Annotated in this window: 10 protein-coding genes; all 10 read right to left on the bottom strand. The window is 68.2% G+C overall.

Annotated features, from left to right (window positions below; translation table 11 throughout):
- The coding region (locus C4B30_RS30080) for an aminotransferase class III-fold pyridoxal phosphate-dependent enzyme (protein WP_158683550.1) at positions 1-388 on the bottom strand (388 nt) is incomplete at its 3' end.
- A 28-nt stretch (positions 389-416) separates the two neighbouring features.
- Entirely contained in the window at positions 417-1754 is a 1338-nt protein-coding gene (locus tag C4B30_RS30075) for a glutamine synthetase family protein (protein ID WP_027784905.1), read from the bottom strand.
- 12 nt (positions 1755-1766) lie between these two features.
- On the bottom strand, positions 1767-2573 hold the full coding sequence (locus C4B30_RS30070) for a gamma-glutamyl-gamma-aminobutyrate hydrolase family protein (protein ID WP_027784906.1): 807 nt from the start codon (positions 2571-2573) through the stop codon (positions 1767-1769).
- Between the two features lie 743 nt (positions 2574-3316).
- Positions 3317-4114: an N-formylglutamate deformylase gene (gene hutG, locus C4B30_RS30060; protein ID WP_027784907.1), complete on the bottom strand. Its 798-nt coding sequence runs from the start codon at positions 4112-4114 to the stop codon at positions 3317-3319.
- Between the two features lie 59 nt (positions 4115-4173).
- Positions 4174-5550: a formimidoylglutamate deiminase gene (locus C4B30_RS30055; RefSeq protein ID WP_027784908.1), complete on the bottom strand. Its 1377-nt coding sequence runs from the start codon at positions 5548-5550 to the stop codon at positions 4174-4176.
- 197 nt (positions 5551-5747) lie between these two features.
- Positions 5748-6971 (bottom strand): imidazolonepropionase, encoded by a 1224-nt coding sequence (gene hutI, locus C4B30_RS30050; RefSeq protein WP_027784909.1) that lies wholly within the window; start codon positions 6969-6971, stop codon positions 5748-5750.
- A gap of 4 nt (positions 6972-6975) precedes the next feature.
- Positions 6976-7587, bottom strand: a complete 612-nt coding sequence (locus C4B30_RS30045; protein WP_027784910.1) for a HutD/Ves family protein — start codon at positions 7585-7587, stop codon at positions 6976-6978.
- A 2-nt stretch (positions 7588-7589) separates the two neighbouring features.
- Entirely contained in the window at positions 7590-9278 is a 1689-nt protein-coding gene (gene hutU / locus C4B30_RS30040) for a urocanate hydratase (RefSeq protein ID WP_027784911.1), read from the bottom strand.
- A 39-nt stretch (positions 9279-9317) separates the two neighbouring features.
- Positions 9318-10013: a histidine utilization repressor gene (gene hutC / locus C4B30_RS30035; RefSeq protein WP_027784912.1), complete on the bottom strand. Its 696-nt coding sequence runs from the start codon at positions 10011-10013 to the stop codon at positions 9318-9320.
- Positions 10014-10017: 4 nt separating this feature from the next.
- Positions 10018-11541, bottom strand: a complete 1524-nt coding sequence (gene hutH / locus C4B30_RS30030) for a histidine ammonia-lyase (protein ID WP_027784913.1) — start codon at positions 11539-11541, stop codon at positions 10018-10020.
- Between the last annotated feature and the right edge of the window lie 90 nt (positions 11542-11631).

The raw sequence follows: 11631 nt of genomic DNA, 5'->3' as shown, positions 1-11631 counted from the left end.
TGCCTTCCGAGCCGCTGTTGCAATAGAAGAAGTGGTTGAAGCCGGCGGGCGTCACTTCCGCGAGCATCGCGGAGAGTTCGATCACCGGCGGATGCGTGGTCTTGAAGAACGTGTTGTAGAACGGCAGTTCCTGCAGCTGGCGATACGCGGCGTCGGCGAGTTCCTTGCGGCCGTAGCCGACGTTCACGCACCAGAGGCCGGCCATCCCGTCGATCACCTTGTTGCCGTCCGAGTCCCACAGGTAGACGCCGTCGGCCTTGACGATCACGCGGCTGCCCGCGCGATTGAGCGCGCCCATGTCCGAGAACGGATGGATGTGGTGCGCGGCGTCGAGCGCGCGAAAATCGGCGGTCGAGTGCGGCGAAAAAGCTTCGTTTCGATCGGTCATGTTTTCTCCGTCAAACAGCGCCGCACGCTCACACGTGCAGCAGCAAATGCCTGCGTTCCCACGAGCTGATCACGCGGAAGAACGCTTCGTATTCGGTCTCCTTCAACGCGAGGTAGGCCTTCACGAACTTGTCGCCGAGAATGCCGGCGAGCGGCTCGCACGCGGCCATCAGCGAGATACCTTCCTCGAGGTTGCGCGGCAGTTGGTACGGCAAGTCGTAGCCGTCGGATGCGATCGGCTCGGTCGGCGCGAGTTGTTGCGTCATGCCGAGATAGCCGGCGGCGAGCGTCGCCGCCAACGCGAGGTACGGGTTGCAGTCGACGCCCGGAATCCGGTTCTCGATGCGCCGCGCGACCGGCGTCGACTGGGGAATCCGGAACCCGACCGTACGGTTGTCGTAGCCCCACTGCACGTTGATCGGCGCGGCCATGAAGCGCGACAGGCGGCGGTACGAATTGATGTACGGCGCGAAGATCGGCATCAGCGCCGGCGTGTACTTCTGCAGCCCCGCCAGATAGCTGTGGAACAGCGGCGACACGGCGCCGTTTTCGTCGGCGAACAGATTGCGCCCGGTGCGCATATCCGCGAGGCTCTGATGAATGTGCATCGCGGAACCCGGCTCGTTTTCCATCGGCTTGGCCATGAACGTCGCATACATGTTGTGGCGCAGCGCGGCCTCCCGCACCGTGCGCTTGAACAGGAACACCTGGTCGGCCAGCGGCAGCGCGTCGCCATGCACGAAGTTGATCTCCATCTGCGCGGCGCCCACTTCATGAATCAGCGTCTCGATATCGAGGCCCTGCATTTCGCAGTATTCGTAGATGTCCTCGAACAGCGGATCGAACTCGTTGACGGCCTCGATCGAATACGACTGGCGGCCGGTTTCCGCCCGCCCCGTTCGACCGACGGGCGGGCGCAACGGCAAGTCGGGATCGGCGTTCATGTCGACCAGATAGAACTCCAGTTCGGGCGCGACCACGGGCTTCCAGCCCTTCGCCTCGTACAGGTCGAGCACGCGGCGCAGCACGTAACGCGGCGAGATCTCGACCGGCGAGCCGTCGAAATGCACGCAATCGTGGATCACCTGCGCGGTCGGATCGACCGCCCACGGGATCAGGCAGATCGTCGACGGATCCGGCACGCACACCATGTCGGGATCGGTCACGCCGGTCAGCGTGCCGTCCTCCGGATAGTCGCCGGTGACGGTCTGCACCATCACGGCCTGCGGCAGGCGCATCGATTCGCCGGACTCGAATTTGTTGCGCGGAATGATCTTGCCGCGCGCGATGCCCGCCATGTCGGGAATGATCGCCTCGACTTCGGTGATGCGGTGCTGTCGCAGGAATTCGCTCAGTTCGGGTTGCATGATCGGCCTCGTTCAGTCGATGTCGGATGCGGCCGGCGACGGCGTCGTGCCGCCGGCCGCATGAATGCGGCGGGTCATGTGCGCGCGGCACGCCGCGCCGAATGCCGCGAAGATGTCGCGCGACAGCGGCTGCTCCGCGTAGCGCCACTCGGGATGCCACTGCACGCCCAGCGCGAATGCACGCGCGCCACGCACGCTGACGGCCTCGACCAGTCCGTCGGGCGCGCTCGCTTCGATCGCGAGCCCCGCGCCCAGGTGCGCGATGCCCTGGTCGTGCAGCGAATTGACGGTCGCCTCGTGCGCGCCGTGCGCGACCCGCTGCAGCAGGCCGCCGGGTGCGAGCTGCACGACGTGCGCGGGACCGTACTGCCGTTCGAGCGGATCGTCCGGTCGTTCGCGATGGTCGTCGAAGCCGGTCGTCGCATGCAGCCGCTGATGCAGCGTGCCGCCATAGGCGACGTTCAGCTCCTGCATGCCGCGGCAGATCGCGAGCACGGGCACGCCCGCGCCGATCGCCGCGCGGATCAGCGGCAACGCGGTCGCATCGCGCGCCGGATCGTGCAGCATGTCGGGCGCGCTCGCGGCGCCGCCGTAATGATGCGGCTCCACGTTCGAATAGCTGCCCGTCAACAGCAGCCCGTCGATGGCCCCGGCGATCGCGTCGGCCGGCTGCCGCACGCCGAGCGCGGGCAGCACGAACGCCAGCGCGCCGGCGCCGTCGACGACGGCGGCGAGGTACTTCTCGCCCGCCGTGTGGTTCGGATGCGCACCGCGCAGGATGCGGTCGGCGGTCACGGCTACGATCGGTCGCGCACGCATCGGCGTCTCTCCGGTGATGGCGCGCGACACGCTTGCGCGCACAACGATGCAGGTTCTCGGGTGCGCTGCACGCGCGCGCCATCGCGCAACGCACGCGCAAACGCCAGCGCATGCGCGAGCCTGCCGCGCGAACGCCGCGGCAACAGGCGGTGCGGTCCGGGACGGAAGCGGAAAGGGGCGCTAGGGCAACAACGATGCGCTGCCGTCGCACTGCACCGCGCTGAACACGTGCGCGGTCACGAGATTGAAGCAGCGCGGGCCGCGATGGGAAATGGCGAAGAAGCGAGGCTCGCGTAACGGGGCGGCGCGCGTGCCGCGATCAGCATGCCGGTTCGGCCCGGCCTGAGGCGGCGCGCCCGCCGACGGACTTCGCGTCCGGCGTATCGAAGGGCTGGCGGCTTTCACGATCGTACTCGACTGACTGATGAAGACAGGACACGTGTCGCAATGCCGCGTGGCGGCACGTGAGCAAGACGTCTCGCGGCGGATTCCGGTGCAGGCCGGCCATCGTCGATGGCCTCGCCGCCGGCACGCGCGTGACGACTTCCTGACATTCAGCTTATATCACTTAAAAATTGCGTCAAATTTTCAGGTGCCGATGACGACATCGATCAGACGAAAAAAACGGCATCGACCCGCGCGGGATCGATGCCGTTTTTGTGCGCTGCACCGGCTTGCCTGCTACGTGTCGACGGGGCGTGACGCGCCGCCGCGCCGCGCTGCCGCATGGCAGCGGCCCGTGCTCAACGATGCGCGAGCGCGGTTTCGACGAGCGCCTGCAGCAGCGGCACGATCCGCGCTGCACGCGCTTCGTCGTACGCGTACGGACGCGTCTCTTCCATGTACGTGATTTGCGACAGTTCAAGCTGCACGGCCTCGACACCAGTGTCGGGCACGCCATAGTGACGCGTGATGTAGCCGCCCTTGAAGCGCCCGTTCGCGACGGCCATATAACCGCCATGCGCGAGCACGCGCGCAGCCAGCGCCTCCGCGAGGCCGGGCGCAGCACTCGCGCCGCTCGACGTGCCGAAGTTGAAATCCGGCAGGCGGCCGTCGAAGAAACGCGGCACGTGCGAGCGGATCGAATGCGCTTCCCACACAAGCACGCGGCCGTGTTCGCCCTTCAGGCGCGCGATCTCGCGTTGCAGCGCGTCGTGATACGGCAGCCAGTAACGGTCGCGGCGACGCATGATCTCGTCGTTGCCGGGCAGCGCGTTCGCCGGATAAAGCGGCGCCTTGTCGAACGTATCGACCGGCACGAGCCCCGTCGTGTCCTGCCCCGGATACAGGTTCTCGTTGTCGGGCGGACGGTTCAGGTCGACGACGTAACGCGCGTGCGACGGCACGAGGATCGATGCGCCGAGATCGGCCGCGAAGCCGTACAGCCGCTCGAGATGCCAGTCGCAATCGTCGACGAAGCGCGCGTCGGGCGTCATCGTCGCGGCGATGTCGTCGGGGATGTGCGTGCCTGCGTGAGGAATCGAGATCAGCAGCGGCAGCGTGCCCTGCTTCAGCGTGAATACAGCCGGTTGTTCAGTCATGTCGCATCACCGTAAGAGTCTGCCGGCGCACGCATGAAGCGTGCGCCGGTCGCCGCGCGTCAGCGCAGCAGTTGCGCCAGCGCGGCGCGGTAATCGGCATACGCGGCGGCTTCGTCGCGATGGCGGCGGCCGCTCACGACGCGCTCGCCGCCCGTGTAGACGTCGAGCACCGGCGTCTCGCCGTGCTCGGCGAACACGATGCCCGACAGCCATGCCGCGCTGCCGTGCTCGGCGATCGCCGGATGATCGGGATCGAGCACGAGCCAGTCGGCGCGGCAGCCTGCGCGCAGCGCGCCGATGCGTCGCCCGCTCGCCTGCGCGCCGCCGGCGAGCGACGCGTCGAACAGGCGATCGGCGACGTGCGCCTGCGACTCGCTCGCCAGCACGTTGCGCGCACGGTGCACGAGCCGCTGCCCGTATTCGAGCAGGCGCAGCTCCGAGCGCCACTCGACCGACGCGTGGCTGTCCGAGCCGATGCCGATCACGCCGCCCTGCGCGAGATAGTCGACGGCCGGAAACACGCCGTCGCCGAGGTTCGCTTCGGTCGTCAAGCACAGGCCCGCGACCGCGCGACGCTTCGCGAGCGCCGCCGTCTCGGCCGCGTCGACGTGCGTCGCGTGCACGAGACACCAGCGCGCATCGACGTCGAAGCGATCGAGCAGCCATTGTACGGGGCGTGCGCCGTAGGCACGAACGCAGTCGTCGACTTCGGCCGTCTGCTCGGCGATGTGGATGTGCACCGGCGCATCGTCGGGCAGCCCTTCGAGCAGCACGCGCAGCCCGTTTTCGGACACCGCGCGCAGCGAGTGCGGCGCGACGCCGTAGCGCAGCCCGCCGTGCTCGGGTGCCGCGCGACGCATCGCGTCGAGCAGTTCGAGCACGCCGTCGGGCGTGTTGATGAAGCGGCGCTGGTCGTCGCGCGGCGGCTTGTTGCCGAAGCCGGCGAACTGGTAGGACACGGGCAGCATCGTGATGCCGATGCCGGCCGCGCGCGCGGCATCGACCACGCGCGTGCCGAGCTCAGCGATCCGGGGATAGCGCGAGCCGTCCTGCGCGTGATGCACGTAGTGGAATTCGCACACCGACGTGTAGCCGCACTTGAGCATCTCGACATACAGCCAGCGTGCAATCGCCGCGAGCGCGTCGGGCGTGATCTTCAGCGCGAAGCGGTACATCAGGTCGCGCCAGCTCCAGAAGCTGTCGGCGGGATTCGCGCGGTATTCGGTGAGTCCCGCCATCGCGCGCTGGAACGCGTGCGAATGCAGGTTCGGCATGCCGGGCAGCACCGGCCCGGCCGCGCGCGCGACACCTGCCGGTGCAGCGGTGTCGGGCGTCACGTCGGTCAGCGTGCCGGTTGCGTCCCAGCGCAGCAGCACGTTGCGGCGCCAGCCATCGGGCAGGTAGGCATGGTCCGCGAACAACAGGGTATCGGTCATGGCGAGTCCTCATCGACCGGATCGAGCGCGTCAGCGTCTCGTCCGGCCCGGTGCCGCGGCCGGCAGGCGCGCGCGTCGCGCCCAGCGCCTGCCTCGCGGCGATCGACCGGACGGCGCGGTCGCGCGCCGGGTCCGGTCCCATGCAAAGCGTCGGCCGGACCGGGGCCGTCACGGCCCGGCCCGATCCGTCGCGAAACTTATCCGTTCATCCGGCGAAACACGGTCGTGCCGCCGCGTACGACCTGCTCGCACAGCGGCCGGCCGATCCAGTACGCCAGCTCGGCCAGCGAGCCAACCGACCAGACGGCGAAATCGGCCTGGCGACCGACCTCGAGCGCGCCGTGGCGATCCGCGCGGCCAAGCGCCGCGGCCGCATGGCGCGTGACGCCCTGCAGCACCTCGGGCACCGTCATGCGGAACAGCGTGCAGCCCATGTTCAGCGTCAGCAGCAGCGATTCGAGCGGCGACGTGCCGGGGTTGTGATCGGTCGCGAGTGCGATCGGCACGCCGTGCTTGCGCAGCAGCTCGATCGGCGGCAGTTGCGTTTCGCGGATGAAGTAGTACGCGCCCGGCAGCAGCACGGCGACCGTGCCGGCCGCCTTCATCGCCTCGATGCCGGCTTCGTCGAGAAATTCGAGATGGTCGGCGGACAGCGCGCGGTAACGCGCGGCGAGCGCCGTCCCGCCCGCATTCGACAGTTGCTCCGCATGCAGCTTCACCGGCAACCCGCGCCGCGTCGCGGCCTCGAACACGCGCTCGGTCTGCGCGAGCGAGAAGCCGATGCGTTCGCAGAACACGTCGACCGCGTCGACGAGCCCTTCATCGGCCAGCGTCGGCAGCATCCGGTCGCATACTTCGTCGATGTACGCGTCGGCGCGCCCCGCATATTCGGGCGGCAGCGCATGCGCGCCGAGGAAGGTCGTATAGACCGTGACCGGGAAGCGCTCGCCGAGCTGACGCGCGACGCGCAGCATCTTGCGCTCGCTCGCGAGGTCGAGCCCGTAGCCCGACTTGATCTCGATCGCGGTCACGCCTTCGGCGAGCAGCGGCTGCAGTCGTGCGGCGGCCTGCACGAACAGCGTCGTCTCGTCGGCCGCGCGCGTCGCGCGCACCGTCGACACGATCCCGCCGCCCTGCCGCGCGATTTCCTCGTAGCTGACGCCGGCGAGGCGCTGCGCGAACTCGTCGGCACGCGTGCCGCCGTACACGAGGTGCGTATGACAATCGACGAGGCCCGGCGTCACCCACGCGCCGTGCAGGTCCTCGCGCCGCCAGTGCGCATAGCCGTGCGGCAGCGCGGACAACGCGCCGAGCCACGCGATCGCGCCGGTTTCGTCGACGGCGATCGCCGCGTCGTCGATCGTCTCGTCGGGATGGCCGTGCGGACACAGCCTCAGGTGATGCCAGACAGTCGGTTTCATGCGTTCAGTCTCGTTCGCCGACGGTGAGCGATACGGCGAGCAGCGCGCCGCTTCCGCTCACGACGACGTCAAACGCACGCCGCGGCCCGTCGAGCCGCAACGTGTCCATTTCCTGCAGTGCATGGTGCGCGCCGTCGATCTCGACATCGACCGCACCCGTTGCACAGAACAGCAGCACGGTGTCGGCGTGCTCGATGCGGTGCGTGCCCCCGTGCCACACGTCGACCGACCCGCGCGCGGCCGAACGGCGCGTCATCAGGTTGAAGTCGCGCGTCGCGCCGTCGTGCAGCGTCGCGTCGATCGCCGTCTCGCCCGCGAAATCCGCACGGGTCAGCGGTGCGTCGAGCACGTGCCGGGTGCCGCCCGCTTCGGCGAGCGTCATGCCCGCGCCGGACAGCAGCACGAGCGTGCGGTCGACGCCGTCGAAACGCGAGAACGGCCCGGCCGTGCCGACGTCCGCAACGCTCACGCGCCAGGAGAACGCGTCGAGCGCGGCCCCCGGCGGAAACGCGCCGATCTCGCGCGTCACGCCGCCGCCGTTCTTCCACGGCGACGCGACGAGATCCGCTGCGCGGATCATCGTCGCGTTCACCGGCGCCTGGTCGAGCGCCGTCATGCTCAGCGGCCGAGCATCGGCAGCTTCAGGCCGGCTTCGCGGGCCGTCTGCTGCGCGAGTTCGTAGCCGGCATCCGCATGGCGCATCACGCCCGTCGCCGGGTCGTTCAGCAGCACGCGACCGAGACGCTCGTGCGCGTCGGCCGTCCCGTCGGCGACGATCACGACGCCCGAGTGCTGCGAGAAGCCCATGCCGACGCCGCCGCCATGGTGCAGCGACACCCACGATGCGCCGCCCGCGGTGTTCAGCAGCGCGTTCAGCAGCGGCCAGTCGCTGACGGCGTCCGAACCGTCCTTCATCGATTCCGTCTCGCGGTTCGGGCTCGCGACCGAACCGGTGTCGAGGTGGTCGCGGCCGATCACGATCGGGGCCTTCAGTTCGCCGTTCTTCACCATCTCGTTGAACGCCTGGCCGAGACGATAGCGATCGTTCACGCCGACCCAGCAGATCCGTGCCGGCAGGCCCTGGAACGCGATGCGCTCACGCGCCATGTCGAGCCAGTTGTGCAGGTGCGGATCGTCGGGGATCAGCTCCTTCACCTTCTGGTCGGTCTTGTAGATGTCTTCCGGATCGCCCGACAGCGCGACCCAGCGGAACGGGCCCTTGCCTTCGCAGAACAGCGGGCGGATGTATGCCGGCACGAAGCCCGGGAAGTCGAACGCGTTCTCGACGCCCATTTCCAGCGCCATCTGGCGGATGTTGTTGCCGTAGTCGAGCGTCGCCGCGCCGCGGTCCTGCAGCGCGAGCATCGCGCGCACCTGAACGGCCATCGATTGCTTCGCGACCTTCACGATGCTCTGCGGATCGACCTTCTGCGCCTCGCGCCATTGCGCGACGGTCCAGCCTTGCGGCAGGTAGCCGTTGATCGGGTCGTGCGCGCTCGTCTGGTCGGTCACGCAGTCCGGCGTGACGCCGCGTTCGACGAGTTCCGTGAACACGTCGGCCGCATTGCCGAGCAGGCCGATCGACACGGGCTTGCCGGTGCGCTTCGCTTCCTCGATCATGCCGAGCGCTTCGTCGAGCGTCGTCGCCTTCTTGTCGACGTAGCGCGTCTTCAGGCGGAAGTCGATACGCGTCTCGTCGCATTCGACCGCGATCATCGAGAAGCCGGCCATCGTCGCGGCCAGCGGCTGCGCGCCGCCCATCCCGCCCAGGCCGCCCGTCAGGATCCAGCGACCCGACGGATCGCCGTTGAAGTGCTGGTTCGCGACCGAGAAGAAGGTTTCGTAGGTGCCCTGCACGATGCCCTGGCTGCCGATGTAGATCCAGCTGCCGGCCGTCATCTGGCCGTACATCATCAGGCCCTTGCGGTCGAGCTCGTGGAAGTGATCCCAGTTCGCCCAGTGCGGCACCAGGTTCGAGTTCGCGAGCAGCACGCGCGGCGCATCCTTGTGCGTGCGGAACACGCCGACCGGCTTGCCCGACTGGATCAGCAGCGTTTCGTTCTCTTCGAGATCCTTCAGCGACGCGAGGATCTGGTCGTAGCATTCCCAGTTGCGCGCCGCGCGGCCGATGCCGCCGTACACGACGAGCGCGTGCGGATGCTCGGCGACTTCCGGGTCGAGGTTGTTCTGGATCATCCGGTAGGCCGCTTCGGCCAGCCAGGTCTTGCAGGTCTTCTCGCTGCCGCGCGGCGCGCGGATCGTGCGCGTCGGATCGAGACGGGGATCGATGTGTTTCGGATGGTTCATGACGACTGCTCCCGAAGGAAAGTGAATATCAATAAGGAATCAGAAATGCCCGGTGAAGCGATAACGGCTGCCGGGATGCCACAGATTCGCCACCGAGGCGACGACGCCCTGCGACCAGGTGCGCCGATGTAAAACCAGACACGGCTCGACGTCGTCCATCCGCAGCTGCTCGCGCCGCTCCGGCGCCGGGGCCGCCGCTTCGATCCGGTACTCGACCCGCTGCAGCGGCGCCGCGCGCATCAGGTACAGGTTCGGCGTCGTGTTCGTGAAATCCTGCTCGGCGTAATCCGGCGCGACCGCCGGATTCACCCATCGTTCTTCGAGCTGCACCGGCTCGTCGTTCTCGAAGTGCAACACCTGCGAATGAAACAGCTTCGCGCGCACGGCCACCTGCATCTCGTCGGCGAGCGCCTCGTCGGCGCGGATCGTCTCGAGGCCGAGCACGCTGGCGCGATACGCATGCCCGCGCGCGTCGACCTCCTCCGAGATGCTGCGGATCGCCACCAGCGTCGACTCGTACTTCGGCCGCGCGACGTAGGTGCCGGCGCCCTTCATGCGCGTGAGCACCTGCTCGGCCGTCAACTCGCGCAGCGCGCGGTTGACGGTCATGCGCGCCACCTTGAACTCGCGCGCCAGCTCGTTCTCGGACGGCACCTGGTCGCCCTCCTCCCACTCGCCTGCGTGGATGCGGGCCAGGATGAAGTCCTTGATCTCCTGGTAGACCGGCGCGCTCATGGGCTTACTGTTCCGATGCGAACGAGAACGGGCTGAGCTTCGCGAACGCACGCTCGCCGACCAGCTTCGCGATCGCCGCGATGTCCGGCGCGAAGTAGTGGTCGAGTTCGTAATGCTCGACCTTGGCGCGGATCGTTTCCATCACGGGCGCCAGCTTCGGGCTCGTGTGGTACGGCGCGCGCAGGTCGACGCCCTGGGCGGCGGCCAGCAGTTCGATCGCGAGGATGTGCTTCGTGTTGTCCGCGATATCGGCGAGCTTGCGCGCGGCGAACGTCGCCATCGACACGTGGTCTTCCTGGTTCGCGGAAGTCGGCAGCGAGTCGACCGACGCCGGGTGCGCGAGCGTCTTGTTTTCCGACGCGAGGGCGGCAGCCGTCACGTGCGCGATCATGAAGCCGGAGTTCACGCCGCCGTCCCGCACGAGGAACGGGGGCAGGCCCGACAGCGTCGCGTCGATCAGCAGCGCGATGCGGCGCTCGGCCAGCGCGCCGATTTCCGCCGCGGCCAGCGCGAGGTTGTCGGCTGCGAACGCGACGGGTTCCGCGTGGAAGTTGCCGCCCGACAGCACTTCGCCGGTATCCGGGAAGATCAGCGGGTTGTCCGACACGGCGTTCGCCTCGATCAGCAGCACGTCGGCCGCATGGCGCATCTGGTCCAGGCACGCGCCCATCACCTGCGGCTGGCAGCGCAGGCTGTACGGGTCCTGCACCTTGTCGCAGTCGCGGTGCGACTGGTTGATCGGCGAGCCTTCGAGCAGCTCGCGGTACGACGCGGCCGCGTCGATCTGGCCTTGATGGCCGCGCAGTTCGTGAATGCGTGCGTCGAACGGCTTTACCGAACCGGCTGCCGCGTCGACCGACAGCGCGCCCGCGACGAGCGCGGTGCGGTACAGGTCTTCGATCGCGAACATGTTGTCGAGCGCCAGCGCGGTCGACGCCTGCGTGCCGTTCAGCAGCGCGAGGCCTTCCTTCGCCTGCAGCGTCAGCGGCGCGAGGCCCGCGACGCGCAGACCGTCGAGCGCGCTCGCGCGCTCGCCACGGATGAACACTTCGCCGACGCCGAGCAGCACGGCCGACATGTGCGCGAGCGGCGCGAGGTCGCCCGAAGCGCCGACCGAGCCCTTCACCGGGATCAGCGGCAGCACGTCGGCGTTGAACAGCGTGATCAGCGCATCCATCACTTCACGGCGGATGCCCGAGTGGCCGCGGCCGAGGCTCGACAGCTTCAGCGCCATCAGCAGACGCACCGACGAACGCTCCATCGGCTGGCCGACGCCGACCGCGTGCGACAGCACCAGATTCTTCTGCAGCAGTTCGAGCTGGTCGTGCGGGATGTGGGTGCTCGCCAGGCGGCCGAAGCCCGTGTTGATGCCGTAGGCCGGCTCACCCTTCGCGGCGATGTCGGCGACGGCCTTCGCGCCCGCGTCGATCTTCGCGAAGCTCGCCGGGTCGAGCTTCAGTTGCACGGATTCGCGAGCGATCTGGCGCAGTTGCGGGAGGGTCAGGTGGCCGGGGGTCAACGTAATCATGTGAGCAATCCTGTCTAGACAAGTTCGGAATGGATTGAAGTGTAGCCACGTCAACTTGTCTAGACAACCCGTTTTTCGCCGATTTCGACT

Origin of the sequence: Burkholderia sp. BE12, from assembly GCF_002959955.1 — a bacterium.
Classification (GTDB): Bacteria; Pseudomonadota; Gammaproteobacteria; order Burkholderiales; family Burkholderiaceae; genus Burkholderia.
The sequence above is the reverse complement of the archived record's forward strand: the minus strand, read 5'-3'. Positions and strand labels throughout refer to the sequence as shown.

What these genes read in the sequence shown, in the direction of transcription:
- C4B30_RS30075 (WP_027784905.1), bottom strand. Translation starts at nt 1,754, where the DNA reads ATGCAACCCGAACTGAGCGAATTCCTGCGACAGCACCGCATCACCGAA.
- C4B30_RS30070 (WP_027784906.1), bottom strand. Translation starts at nt 2,573, where the DNA reads ATGCGTGCGCGACCGATCGTAGCCGTGACCGCCGACCGCATCCTGCGC.
- hutG (WP_027784907.1), bottom strand. Translation starts at nt 4,114, where the DNA reads ATGACTGAACAACCGGCTGTATTCACGCTGAAGCAGGGCACGCTGCCG.
- C4B30_RS30055 (WP_027784908.1), bottom strand. Translation starts at nt 5,550, where the DNA reads ATGACCGATACCCTGTTGTTCGCGGACCATGCCTACCTGCCCGATGGC.
- hutI (WP_027784909.1), bottom strand. Translation starts at nt 6,971, where the DNA reads ATGAAACCGACTGTCTGGCATCACCTGAGGCTGTGTCCGCACGGCCAT.
- C4B30_RS30045 (WP_027784910.1), bottom strand. Translation starts at nt 7,587, where the DNA reads ATGACGGCGCTCGACCAGGCGCCGGTGAACGCGACGATGATCCGCGCA.
- hutU (WP_027784911.1), bottom strand. Translation starts at nt 9,278, where the DNA reads ATGAACCATCCGAAACACATCGATCCCCGTCTCGATCCGACGCGCACG.
- hutC (WP_027784912.1), bottom strand. Translation starts at nt 10,013, where the DNA reads ATGAGCGCGCCGGTCTACCAGGAGATCAAGGACTTCATCCTGGCCCGC.
- hutH (WP_027784913.1), bottom strand. Translation starts at nt 11,541, where the DNA reads ATGATTACGTTGACCCCCGGCCACCTGACCCTCCCGCAACTGCGCCAG.